This window comes from Streptomyces polyasparticus (genome assembly GCF_014493765.1).
Classification (GTDB): Bacteria; Actinomycetota; Actinomycetes; order Streptomycetales; family Streptomycetaceae; genus Streptomyces; species Streptomyces polyasparticus.
In genome coordinates this window covers 85,367-102,604 of sequence record NZ_JACTVJ010000019.1, presented here as the reverse complement: position 1 = coordinate 102,604, position 17,238 = coordinate 85,367, and the positions used below count along the sequence as shown (strand labels likewise).

General features: G+C 71.1%; 14 protein-coding genes. All 14 read right to left on the bottom strand.

Translation table 11 applies throughout. The features are described from left to right. Nucleotide 1 precedes the first annotated feature (1 nt). From rfbC to H9Y04_RS33275, 14 genes are read right to left on the bottom strand one after another with little or no spacing between them, the layout of a single operon-like run. The gene (gene rfbC / locus H9Y04_RS33340) at nt 2–595 is read right to left on the bottom strand and encodes a dTDP-4-dehydrorhamnose 3,5-epimerase (RefSeq protein WP_187817871.1); all 594 of its coding nucleotides are present in this window, start codon (nt 593–595) and stop codon (nt 2–4) included. Beyond that, a complete protein-coding gene (locus tag H9Y04_RS33335; protein WP_187817870.1) occupies nt 592–1,809 on the bottom strand; it encodes a polysaccharide pyruvyl transferase family protein in 1,218 nt (405 codons plus the stop codon). The genes rfbC and H9Y04_RS33335 overlap by 4 nt, the downstream gene beginning before the upstream one ends. Further along, the gene (locus H9Y04_RS33330; RefSeq protein ID WP_187817869.1) at nt 1,806–2,750 is read right to left on the bottom strand and encodes a glycosyltransferase family 2 protein; all 945 of its coding nucleotides are present in this window, start codon (nt 2,748–2,750) and stop codon (nt 1,806–1,808) included. Before H9Y04_RS33330 ends, H9Y04_RS33335 begins: the two co-directional genes overlap by 4 nt. Further along, nucleotides 2,747–4,075 (bottom strand): MATE family efflux transporter, encoded by a 1,329-nt coding sequence (locus H9Y04_RS33325; protein WP_187817868.1) that lies wholly within the window; start codon nt 4,073–4,075, stop codon nt 2,747–2,749. Before H9Y04_RS33325 ends, H9Y04_RS33330 begins: the two co-directional genes overlap by 4 nt. Continuing rightward, the gene (locus tag H9Y04_RS33320) at nt 4,072–5,352 is read right to left on the bottom strand and encodes a DUF4910 domain-containing protein (protein WP_187817867.1); all 1,281 of its coding nucleotides are present in this window, start codon (nt 5,350–5,352) and stop codon (nt 4,072–4,074) included. The genes H9Y04_RS33325 and H9Y04_RS33320 overlap by 4 nt, the downstream gene beginning before the upstream one ends. Beyond that, on the bottom strand, nt 5,349–6,374 hold the full coding sequence (locus H9Y04_RS33315; RefSeq protein WP_187817866.1) for an NAD-dependent epimerase/dehydratase family protein: 1,026 nt from the start codon (nt 6,372–6,374) through the stop codon (nt 5,349–5,351). The genes H9Y04_RS33320 and H9Y04_RS33315 overlap by 4 nt, the downstream gene beginning before the upstream one ends. Nucleotides 6,375–6,377: 3 nt before the next feature. Then, nucleotides 6,378–7,046: a PIG-L deacetylase family protein gene (locus H9Y04_RS33310; RefSeq protein WP_187817865.1), complete on the bottom strand. Its 669-nt coding sequence runs from the start codon at nt 7,044–7,046 to the stop codon at nt 6,378–6,380. Continuing rightward, on the bottom strand, nt 7,043–7,837 hold the full coding sequence (locus tag H9Y04_RS33305; RefSeq protein ID WP_187817864.1) for a glycosyltransferase family protein: 795 nt from the start codon (nt 7,835–7,837) through the stop codon (nt 7,043–7,045). The genes H9Y04_RS33310 and H9Y04_RS33305 overlap by 4 nt, the downstream gene beginning before the upstream one ends. Nucleotides 7,838–7,867: 30 nt before the next feature. After that, on the bottom strand, nt 7,868–9,103 hold the full coding sequence (locus H9Y04_RS33300; RefSeq protein WP_187817863.1) for a class I SAM-dependent methyltransferase: 1,236 nt from the start codon (nt 9,101–9,103) through the stop codon (nt 7,868–7,870). Next, entirely contained in the window at nt 9,104–10,300 is a 1,197-nt protein-coding gene (locus H9Y04_RS33295) for a glycosyltransferase (RefSeq protein WP_187818001.1), read from the bottom strand. 2 nt (nt 10,301–10,302) lie between these two features. Further along, a complete protein-coding gene (locus tag H9Y04_RS33290) occupies nt 10,303–11,541 on the bottom strand; it encodes an O-antigen ligase family protein (protein WP_187817862.1) in 1,239 nt (412 codons plus the stop codon). Nucleotide 11,542: 1 nt separating this feature from the next. Further along, the gene (locus tag H9Y04_RS33285; protein ID WP_187817861.1) at nt 11,543–13,087 is read right to left on the bottom strand and encodes a right-handed parallel beta-helix repeat-containing protein; all 1,545 of its coding nucleotides are present in this window, start codon (nt 13,085–13,087) and stop codon (nt 11,543–11,545) included. A gap of 12 nt (nt 13,088–13,099) precedes the next feature. Then, nucleotides 13,100–15,061, bottom strand: a complete 1,962-nt coding sequence (locus H9Y04_RS33280; protein WP_187817860.1) for a heparinase II/III family protein — start codon at nt 15,059–15,061, stop codon at nt 13,100–13,102. Next, a complete protein-coding gene (locus H9Y04_RS33275) occupies nt 15,058–17,235 on the bottom strand; it encodes a bi-domain-containing oxidoreductase (protein ID WP_187817859.1) in 2,178 nt (725 codons plus the stop codon). Before H9Y04_RS33275 ends, H9Y04_RS33280 begins: the two co-directional genes overlap by 4 nt. Between the last annotated feature and the right edge of the window lie 3 nt (nt 17,236–17,238).

Sequence of the window (17,238 nt, the reverse complement as noted above, 5' to 3'; positions counted from 1 at the left end):
CTCAACTCTCTTCGTGCGGCGGGACGTTGTGCGACGGGATGGGGTGCGACAGGACGTTCTTCAGGACCTCGGCCAGGCTCGGCGCCTGCCGGTCGCGTTCGGACATCGAGCTGACCGGCAACGGCCAGGGGATCGCGAGCTCCGGATCGTCGTAGGCGATCGTCACGTCCTCGGAGGGATCGTGCGGCCGGTCGATCCGGTACGAGACATCGGCGATCTCGCTCAGCGCCTGGAAGCCGTGCGCGCAGCCGGCCGGGATGTACAGGGTGGTCTGGGTGTCGTCGGAGAGTTCGAAGATGCCCCGGCTCAGATACGTGGGCGACTCGGGCCGCAGATCCACGACGACGTCGAAGATCCTCCCGTACGAGCAGCGCACCAGCTTGGCCTCGCCCGCGCCCGAACGCAGATGCAGCCCCCGCAGCACACCGCGGACCGAGCGGGACAGGCTGTCCTGGACGAACGCGTCCGGGTCGAGGCCCACCGAACGGACCACGTCCGCGTCGAACGTACGGCAGAAGAAGCCTCGTTCATCCGCGTACGGCGTGGACTCGAACAGGTGAACCCCGGCGACGGCCGCGACTTCGATCGCCTTCATGAGACCTCCTGCGATGCGGTCTTCCCTACGGCCTTCTTGAACAATGTCCTGGTCAACGCCGCGAACTGGTCCTCGAGTTGGGCCTGCGCCGCGAGATTTCGCTCGGCGAGCACCTGCCGCAGCTCCCCCGCCTGTTTCTCCAGCTCACGGAACTGTTCGAGCAGCCGGTCGGCGTCGACCTCACGGGCCGGGTGGCAGTACGCGCCGAGCCCCATCCGCTCCATGAGCGCATCACTCTTGGCCGCATAACTCAGCGCGAGCGTCGGCGTTCCGGTCTTCAGGGCGCAGACCAGGTTGTGATAGCGGGTCGCCACCACCGCGTCGGCGGCCGCCGTCTCCTTCATCAGGTCCTCGAGCGAGCCCGCCACGGACGCGGTGACCAGCGGTGAGTCCACCGCTTCGATGATCGAGGCCACGACCGGCGCGTCGCAGGAGTCGCCGGTGAGCAGCCGGACCGGCCGGCCGTCCGCCACGAGGGCGCGGACGAAGCGGGTGGTCCCGTCGAGATAACGCCGGTGGATCTCCTCGGCCCTGGCGCGGTCGTCGTTGCTGCCGTGGAAGTCCATGACGCCGACGCACACCAGGCCCGCGCCGTCCGATGGCCCGCTCGCCGCGGGGGTCGGCAGGGCGAAGGCGAGATCCGGACAGACCTGGTCGCGTGCGGTGTCCACCCCCATCGTGCGCATCGCGTCACGGGACAGCGTGTCGCGGTACGAACGGTGCGCGGCCAGCCGTGCCGACCAGCGGATCAGCGCCCGCGTGGGACGGTCGCGGATCACGTCGGCGCCGACACCGACCAGGGCGACCCGCGTACGCAGCAGGCGGCCCGTGCCGCAGAGCAGGAACAGGGAGTACGGGAACCCCCAGGGCCGCAGCGGCAGCGTGGCCTCCAGGACACCCATCCCCGGCACGATCACCACATCGTGCCGACGCACCCAGGCCGCGGTCCGGAAGACGTCGACCAGCTTCCCCAGGCCCTTCGCCGCGATCGCACCCGCCCGTGAGGCGGTCCGGTACTCGCCGCTGTACCAGTGCAGCCGGGTGGCGGGAATCCCGTACCGGGACTTGACGATCTCCGGTCCGCCGCACAGCGCATCGACCGCGGCCCCCGGATGCTCGGCGCGCAGGTAGCCGAGCACGGCCTCGAGCGAGCCGTCGTTGCCAAGGTTGCCTGAGCCGAGGAGACCGAACACCCCGACCCGCGGGGCCCTCACGCCCGCCTGCCCTCACGCCCGGCGACCAGGGCGTCCACCGACACGGTGAGCAGCGCCGGGTCGACCGTACGGTCCTCGACCCGCTCGCCGGCGCCCGGCCGGACCCGGCTGGCCAGCCACGTGGCCAAGTGCCGGTAGCACGCCCGCCGTTCGGCCCGCGACAGCGGCGCCCGGCGGATCGCCGACGCGAAACCCCACACGTACTCGGCGAGCAGCCGGGGCGTCGGGTGCAGCGTTCCGGCGCGCCGCGGGTCGAGGTTGACGCAGCGTGAGCGCTTCGACGGGTTCGCGCGCTCGGCGCGCGTGGGGTGGTCGCGGCGGAAGTAGAGCAGCTCGGGCACCTGGTGGAAGGGCCCGTGCAGGGTGATCTCGGCGACGAACGTGCGGTCCGCGTGGTGGTAGCTGTCGTGCGGCTTCACCTTGCGCAGCACGTCGGCGCGCATCACCCCGTAGAAGTCGTCGCCGCCGGGTTCGAACAGCATGCTGCGGAACCGCTCGGGCGCGGACGGCGAGTCGGTGGCGAGCCCGTAGTCGTACGGGACCTTCACCTTGCCGTCCTCGTCGATGACCGCCTGCCCGGAGTGGGCGAGTACCACGTCCGGCCGCTCGTCGAGCGCCTCGACGCAGCGCTGGAGGAGATCCCGGGCGTACAGGTCGTCGTGCGAGGCCCATTTGAAGAGTTCGCCGCGGCATTCGGTGAACACGTAGTTGTGGTTCGGCGCGGCACCTATGTTCCGTGGCAGCCGGATGTACCGGATACGGGGATCGCGCGCGGCGTACTTGTCGCAGATCTCCTGGGTCCGGTCGGTCGAGGCGTTGTCGGAGATGACGAGCTCGAAGTCCTCGTAGGTCTGCCCGAGCAGGGCGTCGAGGGCTTCGGGCAGATACTCCTCCCCGTTGTACACGGGCAGCCCGATGCTCAGCCGGGGATGGTCGGTCATGGTGTCCTCGCTTCACTCGCTTCATTGGGGGGTTGGTGGTGCTCGTTCAGAGCGGCGCGGAGTTGGAGCCACCACACGGCCGAGCTGGAGACCGTGGCGGCGGCGACTCCCCAGGCCGAGCCGGCCGTTCCGGCCACGGCCGCGCCGCCGAGGCCGGCGCCGATGTAGCAGGCGGAGGCGAACAGTTGGCAGCGCAGGCTGCGCCGGGCGGCGCCGAGTGCGCGCAGCCCGGACGCGGCGCCGGTGCCGAGGCCGGAGCCGACGACGCCGAGCGTGACCGGCACGATGAGCGCCGATGCGGCGCTCCAGACGTCACCGAGGACCAGTTCGCCGGCCCGGTCCGGGAGCAGGAGCAGGGCGCCGCCCCACAGGAGTGCGGCGGCGGCCTGGCCGAGGCTGAGCAGCAGGCAGAACTTGGCGAGGCGGTGGGAGGCCTGGCGCAGGACCCGGGCCGCCTCGGCGACGGTGACCAGGGACAGGCCCATGAGCAGGGCGAGGAACGGGCCGAGGAGCAGTTCGGCGCCGCGGATCACGCCCACCGCGCCGACGCCGACGATGACGCCGAGTCCGTACGCGCGCAGCTGGACGGCGCCGCTGAGGCTGACGTTCTCGACGAGGAAGCGGTAGCCGAGGTCGCGCTGGTCCTTGAGCCAGCCGCGGGCTCCGGTCGGGCGGGGCAGGATGCCGGACTGGAAGCAGCCGTAGACGGCGGCGACGGCGGCGGACGCGCCCCAGGCGAGCACGAAGGCGGCGACGGTGCCGACGCGGGCGGCGAGCACCATGGCGGGGATGAGGCCGATGCCCCAGACGAGGTCGTTGACGAAGGCCTTGCGTCCCTTGCCCGCGGCGAAGAACGAGTAGCGCCAGGCGTCCTGGAGCAGCAGCGCCGGGAGCATGACGCCGAGGCAGGCGAAGGGGGGTCCCACACGGCCGCCGACCGCCAGGCCGACGCTCAGGCAGAGCGCGCCGATCGCGCCGCCGACGCAGAGCGCCGTACCGGAGGAGCGGGCCACGGCGCCGCGCCAAGCGGCGTCCGTGACGCCGCTGAAGCGCACGACGAGCGGGTCGGTGGCCAGTCCGCGGGAGACGTTGAGCACGACCCCGTACGTCACCCAGACCAGGCCGAATACACCGAAGGCGACCAGGCCGAGGGAGCGGGCCACATAGATGCCCACGGCGAAGTTGGTGAGGCTGGAGGCCGCCTGGTCGGCGAGCCCCCAGGACAGCCGGCCCAGTACGGCCCGCGCGGCGGTGGGCCGGGCGTGCCGGGCCCCGGCCATGGAGGCCGTCACCGTCTTCTGTCCCTCGGTGGCCATCGGCGTCATGCCTTGATCAGTCCGGCGTCGCGCAGGGCGCGGGCCGCGAGGGCGACCGTGTCGAACGGCAGGTCCGCCCGTTCGGCCACGTCGAGGAGGCTGTGCTTGCCGTCGGAGAGGCTGAGCACCCAGAGCATCGCCAGCTGGGCCTCCTGGGTGTCGCTGCGTCCGCCGAGTGCGTCGTAGAGGCCGCGTCTGCCCAGCTGCGGTTCGCCGTACGGGCTGAGGTTGAGGTAGCTGCGGTTGCGGTCGAGCAGGGCGAAGGCCTCGCGGCACAGGGCGAGGGTGTCGGCCATGGCGTCGGGCGAGACGAAGTCGAGGTTGTCGGCCGAGGTGTGGTACTCGGGGTAGCCGGCGTACGGGGTGCGGCTGAGCGAGCCCACGCCGAGGTCGAAACCGGGTGAGCAGTACTGCCGTTCGTCGTAGCCGTAGGGGGTGAACTCCTTGATGTGGTGCGGTCGTTCGGATGCCGCGAGGACGTGGCGCATGACGCGGTCGATCTCCGCGTCGCCGCGCCGGCTCTTCTTGTACGTGAGCTGTCCGGGGTCGCCGGCGCAGGCGAGGACGAGCCCGTGCTTGATCCGGTCGATGCGGTCCGCGTTGCGGGCCAGCCAGGTGAGGGCGCCGATGGTGCCGGGCGCGTAGATGAACCGGTAGGTGTAGTACGGGTTCTGCTCGGCCAGGGCGCGGGCCAGGTGGGTGGCGACCGCGATGCCGGCGAGGTTGTCGTTGGCGAGCGACGGGTGGCAGACGTGGCTGGAGACGATCACCTCGTCCGGGACCTCACCCGGGACGACGTGCTCGGCGTAGGTGAGGTGCCCGTCGGCGAGGGTGGAGTCGATGCGGACCTCGTAGTCGCCTTCGGGCAGGGCGTCCAGGGTGTTCTGGGAGAGACAGAATCCCCAGGTCGGACGGTAGTAACTGGTGCGGTACGGAACCCAGTCGGGGTGGTCGGGCAGGGTGTGCAGATGCGGGCGGAGCTCGGCCAGGGGCATGGTGGCCGCGACGGGCACGCTGTAGCCGAGCACGTGCAGGCTCGACGCGGCGAAGTCGACGACGCGGCGGCCGGTGGCGTCGGCGATGTACGCGTCGCGGATGTTCCACTCCTGCGGCACCGTCCAGTCCAGGACCTGGGTCCCGGTCGGCACCTCGTGGATCTCCAGCGGCACGTACTCGCCGACGATGTCCAAGGTGGCCCGTACGCCGTCGCCCGTGATGCTCCGGCAGAGCGGGTACAGCCGCTCCACCAGGGCGTACATCTCCCGGCCGAGGCCCGATCCGGTCATCGGCGCCGCCGCAGGGTGTCGTCGACCGTGCCCGCTTCGGAGGCGGCGCGCAGCACGGCGAGGCGCGTGAAGCGCTGGTCGAAGTCCTCGCGGGTGAGGCCGAACTCGCGGTAGGCGTCGGCGAGTTCGACGGCTCCCTGCTTCACGGTCCACTCGCAGTCGAAGCCGGGGATCGCGGCGCGGAAGCGGGAGAAGTCCACGCGGTACGAGCGCGGGTCGGCGCCGTTCTCACCGGTGATGACGACCTTGGAACCGGGTACGGCCGCGGCGACCTGTTCGGCGATCTCGGCGACGGTGACGTTGTTGATCTCGCTGCCGATGTTGAACGCCCGGTCGTGCACGGCTTCTCGAGGCGCGGTGAGCGCGGCCGTGAAGGCGCGGGCGATGTCGGCGGCGTGCACGAGGGGACGCCAGGGTGTGCCGTCGGAGAGGACGAGCACCTCGCCGGACAGGAGTGCGTGGCCCACGAGGTTGTTGAGCACGATGTCGGCGCGCAGCCGGGGCGAGTAGCCGAAGGCGGTGGCGTTGCGCAGGTAGACGGGGCTGAAGTCGTCGTCGGCGAGTGCGTGCAGGTCGTCCTCGACGCGGACCTTGGACTCGGCGTAGGGGGTGACGGGGCGCAGGGGTGCGTCCTCGCCCACCAGGTCCTCGCCGCCCGCGGCTCCGTAGACCGAGCAGGTGGACGCGTACAGGAAGCGGCTCGCTCCGGCGTCGCGGGCCAGCTGAGCGAGGCGTACGGACGCGTGGTGGTTGATGTCGTAGGTGAGTTCGGGCGCGAGGGAGCCGAGGGGGTCGTTGGAGAGTGCGGCCAGGTGGATCACGGCGTCCACGCCTGCGACGTGTTCGGCGGTGAGGTCGCGCAGGTCGACGCGGTGGCCCGTGAGGTCCGCGGGCGGCGGGCCGAGGACGCAGTCGGCGAACAGGCCGGAGTCGAGGCCGACCACGTCGTGTCCGGCGGCGGTGAGCACCGGGGCCATCACGGTGCCCAGGTAGCCCTGGTGTCCGGTGAGCAGTACGCGCAAGGTTCAGTCCCCCAGAGTGGAAGCGGCGCCCAGGTCGAGCGTGAGTTTGGTGACGGCGAAGGCCTCGGCGTAGCGCGTATGGCATTCGATGCCGCGGATCCGGGCGAGCCCGAGAAAGGCCTCGCGGTCGAACCAGGACCGGTGCAGCTGCGAGGGGTAGTGCTCGTGCAGGAGCCGCACCTTCTCCTCGGCGGTCAGCGCGGTCAGCGGCTGGTACGCCACCGGGCGGCCGAGGTCGCCGTCCCATTTGGCGATCTCGTAGCCGAGCACGAGGTGGTCGCGGAAGGCGGTGGTCATCAGCTGCGCCAGGCCGCGGTGGTCCTGGTGTGCGTCGTCCGTGCGGGGTGCGAGGACGAGCTCGGGGTCGGTCTGCTCGCGCAGCTCCTCGACGGCGGCCTTCGCCTCCTCCCAGTGGGCGGGCATCCGCCCGTCGGGCAACTTGAGGATGTTCAGGCGCAGTTCGGCGCCGGGGCAGAACGCTTCGAGCGCGGCCCGCTCCTCCTGCTCGCGTTCGCTGCCGCCGCCGGAGAGCACCAGGGCGTCCACGCGGATGCCCGGGTGGGCGCGGCACAGGGTCAGGAGGGTGCCGCCGGCGCCGATGGCGATGTCGTCGCAGTGGGCGCCCACCGCGACGATCCGTTCCATACGGGACCCGGACCCGAGGCGGATCATGCGCTCACCTGCGCGGTGTCCCGTTCCCACAGGGCCCAGGGCCGCTCGCCACGCGCGTAGGCGGCGTCGAGCGCGGCCCGTTCCTTCACGGTGTCGGTGGGCTTCCAGAAGCCACGGTGCTGGTGCGCCACGAGCCTTCCCCGCTTCGCGAGTTGGGCGCAGCCGTCGGCGACGAGGTCGCCGCCTTCGGGGATGTGGTCGAAGACCTCTTGGCGGAGCACGAAGTAGCCGCCGTTCTCCCACAGCGGCAGTTCGCTGACGGCGGTGATGCCGCCCACCAGGCCGTCCTCGCCCAGGTCGACGCAGTGGAACGAGGACTGCGGCGGCACGACCATCATCGAGGCACCGGCGTCGCGCCGCGAGAACGAGTCGATCATCTGCGGCAGCGGGGCGTCGGTGAGGACGTCGGCGTAGTTGGCGAGGAACATCTCGTCGCCGTCGAGGTGGTGGCGCACCCGGCGCAGGCGCTCCCCGATCGGGGACTCGACGCCGGTCTGGGCGAAGGTGATCGTCCAGTCGGCGATATCGGTGGAGAGCAGCTCGGTCTGCCCGCCGCGCAGCACGAAGTCGTTGGACGTCGTCTCCTCGTAATGGAGGAAGAAGTCCTTGATGTGGTGGGCTCCGTAGCCGAGGCAGAGGATGAACTCCTTGTGCCCGAAGTGCGCGTAGTAGCGCATGACATGCCAGATGAGGGGGCGCGGACCGACCATCGCCATGGGCTTGGGTATGTCGTCGGCGGCTCCGCTGCGCATCCGCATCCCGTAACCGCCGCAGAACAGAACGACCTTCATGCTGCGACCTCCTTCATGCTGCGATCGGTGTCAGGACTCGGCATCGACGATGCTCAGTTCCGGGATGGGGAAGACCAGGCGGCCGCCCCACTCGTGGACGTAGGACAGCTGCTCGGCCAGTTCGGTGCGCAGGTTCCACGGCAGGACGAGCACGTAGTCGGGCCGGTCGGCGGCGATCTGCTCGGGCGCCAGGATCGGGATCCGGGTGCCGGGGGTAAACCTGCCGTGCTTGTACGGGTTCCGGTCGACCGTGTACGCGAGCAGGTCGGGCCGGATGCCGCAGTGGTTGAGCAGGGTGTTGCCCTTGCCCGGGGCGCCGTAGCCGACGACGGTCTCGCCGCGTTCGGCCGCTTCGATCAGGAACTTGAGGAGGTCGCGGCGGACCTTGGCCACGCGGGAGGAGAACTGGGTGTACCCGGACAGCTCCTGCAGTCCGGCGGCCTTCTCCCGGTCCAGTACGTCGGCCACGCGGCGGCTCGGTTCACCGGCGGCTTCCGCGGGCCGGGCCCACAGCCGGATGGAGCCGCCGTGCGTCGGCAGCAACTCGACGTCCACGAGGGCCAGTCCGCCGCTGGCGAGGGCCCGGATCGCGGAGGCGACCGTGTAGTACTGGAAGTGCTCGTGGTAGATCGTGTCGTACTGGTTCTCCTCGATCAGGGTCAGCAGATGCTGCACCTCGATGGAGACCCAGCCGTCGTCGGCGACCAGGGCGCGCAGGCCCTGGGAGAAGCCGATGACGTCGGGGATGTGCGCGTACACGTTGTTGGCGACGACCAGTTGGGCGGGCCCGTGCTCCGCTCGGACGGCCGCCCCCGTCTCCGGGCTGAGGAACTCGGTGAGCGTGGGCACGCCCGCCTCGCGGGCCGCGGCGCCGACGTTGACCGACGGTTCGATGCCCAGGCAGCGGATCCCCCGGTCCACCACATGCCGCAGCAAATAGCCGTCGTTGCTGGCGACTTCGACGACGAAGCCGTCCTCGGGCATCCCCACCCGCTGCACGGCGTCCGCGACGAAGGCGCGCGCGTGCTCCACCCAGGAGGTCGAGTACGACGAGAAGTACGCGTACTCCTTGAAGGTCTCCTCGGGGGTGATCAGCGGCGGGATCTGTGCCAGCCAGCACTCCGTGCAGACTCGCAGGTGCAGCGGGAACGCGGGCTCCGGCAGGTCCAGTTGATCCGCGGCGAGGAAGCTCTCGCAGGGCGGAGTCGCCCCGAGATCGACGACGCTCGCGAGCGCCGCCGAGCTGCAGAGTCGGCATCGTGTCATCTACTGCCCCCCATGTGTGACCTGTGTGACGGTGCGGTATTCGTCCGTCAGGCGCTCGAGCCCGACGGACGGGCTGAAGCCCTTTTCGTAGCGGCGCCGGGCCGCCTGGCCCAGCTCCGCGTTGCGGACCGGATCGGCCGTGATCCGGCGCAGGCAGGACGCGAGCGAGGCGGCGTCGCCGGGGCGGTGGAGCAGCCCGGTCTCCCCGTCCTCGACCAGTTCAGCGAACGCGCCGTGACCTGCCGCGACGGCCGGCACCCCGGCCGCCATCGCCTCCACGACCACCAGGCCGAAGGCCTCCAGCCAGGTCGACGGCGCCACCACGGCGACGGCCCGCGCGAGGGCGCTGCGGCACTGCTCCGTGTCGTACAGACCCGCGTAGCGGACGTCGTCGCGACCCTCGGCCCACGCGCGCACCTCGCGTTCCAGGGGCCCGGTCCCGGCGATCACCAGCGGTACGCCCACCCCGCCGACCGCGGCGATCTCGTCCCAGGCGGCCATGAGCAGCCGTACGCCCTTGGCCTCGGCGAGCCGCCCGAGGTAGAGCAGGTGCTCGCCGTCGCCGGTGCGGACGACCCCCGGGTCGGGCACGAAGTTATGCTTCACGACCACGAGTTGGCGCGGCACACCGGCCCGTACGAGCACATCGCGCTGCGCCGCGGAGATGCAGAAGAACCGCTCGACGCCGGTCCACCAGCGCCGCCGGTTGACCGCCATGCTGACCGCGAGCGGCACGGTCGCGAGGCGCGAGTCGCGGTAGCAGCCGTGCCGGACGGCCGGCAGCGGCGAGGAGCCGACGCACTCGGTGCAGGGCCGGCCCGCGCGCTGCAGAGTGCCGGGTACGCAGACCTGGGTGTAGTTGTGCAGGGTCGCGACGGCGGGCACGCCCGCGTCGGCGCAGGCGGCGATGACCGCGGGCGACAGGAGCGGGAAGACGTTGTGGATATGCACGACGTCCGGCCGCTCGGCCCGCAGGCGCGCGGCGAGTTCCTTGCGGACACCGGGGTTCCACGGCACGAGGAGCGGCACGGCCACCTTGCCGGGCAGCGAAAGCGCGCCGATGTCGTCGCTGCGGCGTTCGAACAGGTCGACCCGGTGGCCGGCCTCGCGAAGGAGCGCCACCTCCTGGTCGACGACCTTGTTCTCACCGCTCGGCTGCGCCGACGCATAGCGGTTGTGCACCACGAGGATGTGCATGCTCACCTCACCTCCGTACCGCGGGCCCAGCGCGGGACGCGCCGCCTGGGGATGTCGACCGGGGGGATCGCGGCCGGGGTCTCGTGCGGCGTCGCCAACAGCGAGGCGGCCAGCGCCAGATGGAGCAGATAGGGCGAGGCGTCGCCCAGGCCCGCTTCCGTGTACGAGGCGATCGCGCAGTAGCTGATGAGGAAGAGGGCGCAGGCCCTGGACAGGGACGGCGGCCGCAGCAGGGCCACACCGCCGAGGACGGCGATGAACGCCGACACCAGGACGATCCCGGTCAGACCCTGCTCGTGGTAGACGGCGAGCCAGCTGTTGTCGATCGGCAGGCCGCCGTACGACTTGTCGCCCAGGCCCACTCCGAACAGCTGCTCCGAGGTCGTGCGGGGCGCCGCGAGCAGGGCGTCCCAGACCTTCGCGCGGCCGGTGAGACTGGTGAAGTACTCCTGGGTCTGGCCGCGCAGGAACCACGCCTGCAGCAGGGACCCGAATCCGACGGCGGCCACCGCGGCGACCAGGACCGCCCAGGCGAAGAACCGGCGGGCGGCGGCGCTGGTCATGACCAGCGAGCCGATCGCCACCAGCAGGCCGACGAGCAGCCCGATCGTGGCCGTCCTGGTGTGCGTCAGGGCGAGCAGCAGCAGGGACGGCACGATGATCACCGCCGCACTCGCCTTGTCGGTGCGCCGGCCCATGAGCAGCAGCACCGTGAGCCCGATGATGACCGCGGCGTACTGGCCGATCTGCGGCGGGGTGAGCGGCCACAGCGCGCCGACCAGGCGGCCCCCGTACAGGTCGGGCAGCGCCGCGCCGGGCGAGAGCAGCAGACCGGCGGCCACCGAGCCGAGCACCGCGAAGTACATCCGGATATGGCTGCGCACGAAGGTCAGGCCGCCGTCCCACCAGCGGCTGAGCAGCCACAGCGTGGCGACGAACAGCGCGAAGCGCCCGCAGCGGAACAGCGCGCCGAACCCGGCCTCCAGGTGCGCGCTGGCGATCACGCTCGGCACGAGAAGCAGGGTGAGCAGGAGCAGCAGGGCGCTCGGCCGGATCCGCAGCCGCGGATTGACCGCGACCGCCAGCGCGAAGGCCATCACCAGCGCGCCCATGGTGACCATCTGGATGAGCGAGCGGGGCAGCGGAATGATGGTCTGCGCCCCTGCGGAACCGAGGGTGTTGAGGATCAGCAGCCCCCAGGCCACTCCGACGAGCTTCGGCGTGCCCGACTCGCTGTGCATCTCAACCACCCGCCCGCGGCCGGAAGGTGCTGCCCTGGTCCTGCCGGTAGGTCGTGCCCTGCCACTGCTTGACGGTGAGCGTCCGGCTGGGGTCGTGGGCGGTGAAGGTCCACGGTCCGCGGTAGACGTTGTCGTACCAGCGGTTGTCCTGCCGCAGCGTGATCGCCTGGGCCACCGAGTCGCCCTTGTACGGCGACCAGTCGGGGTACGTGCCGTAGTTGGCGAGCACCGCCATCCGGCCGCACAGCGCCTTCTTGCACTTGACGACGGCCGGGTCGAGCACGAACTCGTTGCCGTGGATGTCCACGCGCTGGGTCTTCCAGCGGCAGTCCTCGTACAGCGGAGGCTTGGCGATCGCGGGCTGCGCGCAGCGGTCGACCTTCCGTACGAGCAGGGTGCAGTCGCCGGAGGAGGTGTTGGCTGGGCTGTTGCAGAACCGGTCGGCGTTCTCCCACAGGGTGATCCCGGACCAGTTGTTCTCCAGGACGTTCCGGTAGACCTCGAGCCGGTCCGTACGGGCCTTGATCCGCGGTTCGCCGCCGGACTCGGACAAGTACACGGTGGCGAACGGGAAGTTGTCGTCGCGGTCGGCGCCTCTGCGGCCCTCGACCCAGTTGTTGCGGCGGATCGTGTTGTCGCGGATGACCGCGTTGTAGCTGGTCTCGTAGATCAGCGCGGCACCGTCGTTGCCGTCGATGACATTGCCTTCGATACGGAAGTCGTTGTTGTTGGTGTCCGCCCACAGGCCGGTCCCCCGGTTGCCGTGCACCCAGTTGCCGCGGATGTCGGCTCCGTCGACCGCCCAGAACTTGATGCCCCCGGTGCAGCCGCAGCCCGGCTTCTTGCGCTCCCAGTCGGCGGTGTTGTTGCCCGTGATCTCGTTGCCCTCGACGACCAGGTCCTTGATGGAGTCACCGGACTTGTACGCGTTCATGCCGTACTGACCGTTCTCGCGCAGGCAGTTGGCGCGGACCACCTGGTGCGCACCGGCCATCAGGCCCGCGCCGTCGTTCTCCTTGATCGTGTTGTGCTCGATCACCCAGCCGTCGGCCGAGTCGTGGTTCACCACGCCCTGGTCGTGCGGCGGGACGAATCCCCGCACGGTCAGATGGCTGAGGGTGACATCGGGTGCCTCGCCGCTGAACGCGTACTGGTTGACCCTGCGGCCGTCGACGATCGCGCCGGGGGCGCCGATGTAGCGGTTTCCCTTCTTGGGGAAGACCTGGGCATAGCGGTCGGGTTCGAGGGTGTGTGTGCCGGGGCGCAGCCAGAACGTGGTGTTCGGCGGGCTCTTCTCGGTCTTCGCCGCGAGGTCCCCGACCACGCCGGGGTCGACGACGACGGCACCCTTCGGCGCCTCGGCCGGGCCGGGTGCGGGATTGGCGCATATGCGGGCGACGGCCGAGGACGGCTTCCCGGACGTCGAGGGCGCGTCGTCGCCCGGCTTCGCCGGTGTGTCCGGTGAGCCCGTGCATCCGGCCATGACAAGGAGGGCGAGCGCGAGGGGTGCCGTCACCCGGACCCCCAGCCGTCTGTTGATCTCCATGCGCCCTCCCTCCTAGTTCTCGAACCTGAGCACGGTGACGAACTCCGTCACGCCGTCGGCGATCCCGGTGCCGATGAGCACCGTGGCGGGTTCCTTGCGGCCGAAGCCGGCGGAGTACCAGCCGAGCGGCGGCTGGGTCTCGCCGCGGTGCGCCCGCCAGGACAGCCGTCCCGGCAGGTCGAGCACGGCGGAGCGGGTCTCGCCGTCCCGCGTCCAGGTGAGCTCGGCGCGGCTGTCCACCAGGTGCGCCGAGACCTCGGGGCCGAGGTGGAATGCCAGGTGCACGTCACATCGTGGGCCTCGGACCTCGTCCTTCACCTGCAACTCACCCCTCGCGTGGGTCAGTTCGACGCTCCGGCGGTGCACGGTCTCCTGGTAGCCGTCGTGTTCCGCGGACCAACGGGCCAGTCCCTCACCGGAGGTCTCGGCGGTCAGGACCCTGGTCTCGGCCTGCCTGGTCCAGAGGAAGGGCCCGCCCGAGACGGACTGGTCGGCACCGCCCACCTGCACGGTGTTGTGGCCGAGGGTCGAGCGGAAGTACTGCCGCCACTCCGGCTGCCCGTGATAGCAGTACGTGCCCGGGTCGGCGAGGATGTCGACGCCGTCGTGGCGCACCTCCACGGACAGCGCGTCCGCGTGGGCATGCGCCGCGATCGACAGGAAGCCGTGTGGTCCGCCGTCGCAGCGGCACCAGATCTCGCTGCCCGCGCCCGCCGATCGCGGGGAGCGAAGGAGGGTGAGGCCCGCGTCGGCGAAGTGGTCCGGCCGGTCCGCGGGGCGGCGTACGGAAAGGTCCGCGGGCTTGATGAGCGCGGCGAGCAGCGGAGTGCGCACGTCCTTCACGCCGGCCTCCGGCCACCAGTCGAGCCGTCCGAACACGGCTTCCCCGGTGGCGAGCAGCGAGCCCCAGCGGTCGGTGCCCGTGCCGTCCACGATCAGTCCGTGTCCGTCGTCCGCGTCGCCCTGGCGCGGTGGCCGCAGCCGGGTGTCCACGACGGCCGCGAGGGCGTCGGCCATCCGCAGCAGGACCAGCTTGAGGGTCGCGGGGACCGGCACGTCGGCGGCGTCCGCCTCGGCCAGGGCGGCCAGTCCCAGTTCGAGGACCAGGCCGTGGTACTCGGTGGCGAGTTCTCGGTTGAGGCCGGAAAGGAAGGTGTTGCTGCGCAGATGCCGGTCGAGACTGCGCAGCGAGTCTTCGCGCCAGCGCTCCGACGAGGGGAACCAGGCGAACGCGCAGGATGCGGCGAACTGACCGGCGGCCTCCGCGACGATGTGGTTGTTCGCCGAGGAGCCCCGGCTCGGGAAGGCTGCGAGCCACCGCTGGTGGTGCCAGATCTGGTGCCGCGCCACCGGGTTGTCCTCGAACAGGGCGGCCGCGCCCTCCCAGCCGTCGAGGAGCCGGCGGATCCACACCCAGGACAGGAGCCGGATGCCCAGCTCGATCCCGCTGATCCAGTGCACACCGCGTAACGGAGCGTTGGACGCCCACCAGGACCGCAGATGCTCGGCCACGCGCTCGGCGTACCGCTCGTTCCCGGTGAGCGCGTACGCGGCGGCGAGCACGGTGAGGTACTGGTGCCGCGACAGCTCCCAGATCTGCTTGATGTCGCCGACCGCTTCCTCGTCGCGGTACGGCAGTCCGAAGGCATAGCCCCACGGTGCGCGGCGCCCGGTCTTTGGGTCGTACCACCAGTCCGGGTCGGTCAGATCGTCGCGGACCACGCCGAAGTACTCGACGTGCCCGGCCATCAGCCGGTCCGCCTCGGCGACCAGGCGCTTCACGGCGTCCGGCGGCACCGCGGCGAGCACGTTCTCGGGCAGCACGGCGGTGAACCGGGCGCCCGTCACGTCCGGGCAGTCGGGCGGCGTCGACCGCCACCGGCGCCGGCGGACCGCGTCACCGACCCGGCCGCCGATCTCCCGCGGCGCCATCCGGGACAGGCGCCGCAGGTACCAGCCCGCGCTCATGCTCATCGTGACCCCGCCAGCGTGATGGGCGCACCGGCGGCCAGGCTGGTGCCGACGGCGAGGGTGGCGGCTGTGGTGGCGGCCAGCGACTCCAGGGATACGGGCATCGGTCCGCCGGTCCGAACGGCCTTGACGAATGCGGCCAGTTGGGCGTTCTGTCCCTTGTCCCTGGCCTTCGGCAGCCGCGAGCTCACCCACCGCTTGCGGCGGCCGTCGTACACCGTGGCGCGCACGAAGTCGTCGAGCCGCAGCACCTTGCCGTCCGCGACCAGGTCGAGGGTCTCCTTGGGATAGCCGGGCGCACCGGTGGTGACGTAGCTGATGGTGGCGGTGGACCCGTCCGGGTAGCCGAGGACGATCTGCAGGTCCTCGTTGCCCGCGGTGCCCGTGGCGTAGACCGAGACGGGGTCGGCGCCGAGCAGCCAGCTCGCGGTGTCGATGAAGTGGCCGCCCTCACCGGCGAACCGGGTGCCCTCGGTGCCCTGCCTCAGGTACCAGCTGCCGTGGTCCAGACGGCCCGCGTTGACCAGGTAGCGCAGGCTCGCGGGGCCGGTCCGTGTGCCGAACTGCTTCCTGGCCTCCTGGAGCAGCGGTGCGAAGCGGCGGTTGAAGCCCACCTGCAGCCGGTCGTTGCCGGACTCCTCCACCGTCGCGAGGACGCTCGCCAGCTCGTCCTCGGTGAGGGCCAGGGGCTTCTCCACGAACACGGACTTGCCTGCCTGGAGCGCCTGGCGGGTCAGGGCGGCGTGCGAGCTGTGCCGGGTGACCACGAATACGGCGTCGATCGCCTTGTCACCGAGTGCGGCGTCGAGGTCGGTGGTGGCCCGGTCGAAGCCGAACTTCTTCTGCGCGTTGGCCCCGGACAGCGCCGTCGTGGTGACCACGGTCGACAGGGCGACGGCGTCACGCCCGGCAAGGTGGGGCAGCAGCATCGAGGTGGCGTAGTTGCCGGCGCCGACGAAGGCGAGGCGCACCGGCGACCGGGTGCCCTTGACCGTCTTCGGCGGGGTGGTGACGCCAGGGACGGTCACCTTCGCGGGCTCGGTCTCCTGCTGATGCGAGGGGTAGCGGAACAGCACCGCCACCGCCTTGAGACCGCCGTCCTTGAGGCTCTGATACGTCTCGACGGCCTCGTCGAAGGCGGCGATGTGCGAGACGAGGGGCTCCACATCGACGCGGCCGCGGGCCACGAGGTCGAGGAAGCAGGCGAGGTTGCGGCGCTCGGTCCAGCGCACGTAGCCGATCGGATAGTCCCGGCCTTCGAGTTCGTACTCCGGGTCGTAACGGCCGGGGCCGTAGGAGCGCGAGAAGCGGACGTCGAGTTCCTTCTCGTAGTACGCGTTCCACGGCAGGTCGAGCCGGCATTTGCCGATGTCGACGACGCGGCCGCGGTCGCGGCTCAACTTGGCGGCCAGCTCCACGGGTTGATTGCTGTCGCCGCCCGCGGCCAGATACACCTGGTCCACGCCGTACCCCTCGGTGAGCTCGGCGACGGCGGCCTCCACGGCCGGCGATCCGGGGTCGCCGCAGGCCACCGCGCCAAGCCGCTCGGCGAGTTCGCAGCGCACCGGGTCGGGATCGGCTCCCACCACCCGTACACCCGCGGCCGTGAGCAGCTGCACCACCAGCTGGCCGATCAGACCGAGACCCACGACCAGAGCCGATTCGCCCAGCTGCGGCTCGCCCTGCCGTACGCCCTGCAGCGCGATCGAGCCGACCGTGCCGAAGGCCGCGTGCTGGGGCGCGAGACCGTCCGGGACCTTGGCGTACAGGTTCTTGGGGACCCAGTTCACCTCGGCGTGCAGGGCGTGCTCGTTGCCCGCGCAGGCCACGACATCGCCCACCTTGACGTCGTCCACCCCGGCGCCGACCTGCTCGACGACCCCGCACAGCGAGTAGCCGAGCGGCGTGTACGAGTCCAGCTTGCCCATCACCTTGCGGTACGTGGCGGGCACCCCGTTGGTGGCCACGCTCTGCAGCACCTTGGCCACCTGGTCGGGGCGTGAGCGGGCCTTGCCCACCATCGACATACCGGCCTCGGAGACCTTCATCAGCTCGGTCCCGGTGGAGATCAGCGAGTAGGCGGTGCGCACCAGGACACCGCCCGGCTTGCACCCCGGCGCCGGTACGTCGAGCAGGGCGAGCTCGCCGCTCTTGTAGTTCTGTACAACCTGTTTCACCCG

Coding starts and splice junctions, on each gene's coding strand:
- H9Y04_RS33280 (WP_187817860.1), bottom strand. CDS start 15,061: ATGAGCATGAGCGCGGGCTGGTACCTGCGGCGCCTGTCCCGGATGGCG.
- H9Y04_RS33310 (WP_187817865.1), bottom strand. CDS start 7,046: ATGATCCGCCTCGGGTCCGGGTCCCGTATGGAACGGATCGTCGCGGTG.
- H9Y04_RS33330 (WP_187817869.1), bottom strand. CDS start 2,750: ATGACCGACCATCCCCGGCTGAGCATCGGGCTGCCCGTGTACAACGGG.
- H9Y04_RS33300 (WP_187817863.1), bottom strand. CDS start 9,103: ATGACACGATGCCGACTCTGCAGCTCGGCGGCGCTCGCGAGCGTCGTC.
- H9Y04_RS33290 (WP_187817862.1), bottom strand. CDS start 11,541: ATGCACAGCGAGTCGGGCACGCCGAAGCTCGTCGGAGTGGCCTGGGGG.
- rfbC (WP_187817871.1), bottom strand. CDS start 595: ATGAAGGCGATCGAAGTCGCGGCCGTCGCCGGGGTTCACCTGTTCGAG.
- H9Y04_RS33325 (WP_187817868.1), bottom strand. CDS start 4,075: ATGACGCCGATGGCCACCGAGGGACAGAAGACGGTGACGGCCTCCATG.
- H9Y04_RS33295 (WP_187818001.1), bottom strand. CDS start 10,300: ATGCACATCCTCGTGGTGCACAACCGCTATGCGTCGGCGCAGCCGAGC.
- H9Y04_RS33320 (WP_187817867.1), bottom strand. CDS start 5,352: ATGACCGGATCGGGCCTCGGCCGGGAGATGTACGCCCTGGTGGAGCGG.
- H9Y04_RS33305 (WP_187817864.1), bottom strand. CDS start 7,837: ATGAAGGTCGTTCTGTTCTGCGGCGGTTACGGGATGCGGATGCGCAGC.
- H9Y04_RS33285 (WP_187817861.1), bottom strand. CDS start 13,087: ATGGAGATCAACAGACGGCTGGGGGTCCGGGTGACGGCACCCCTCGCG.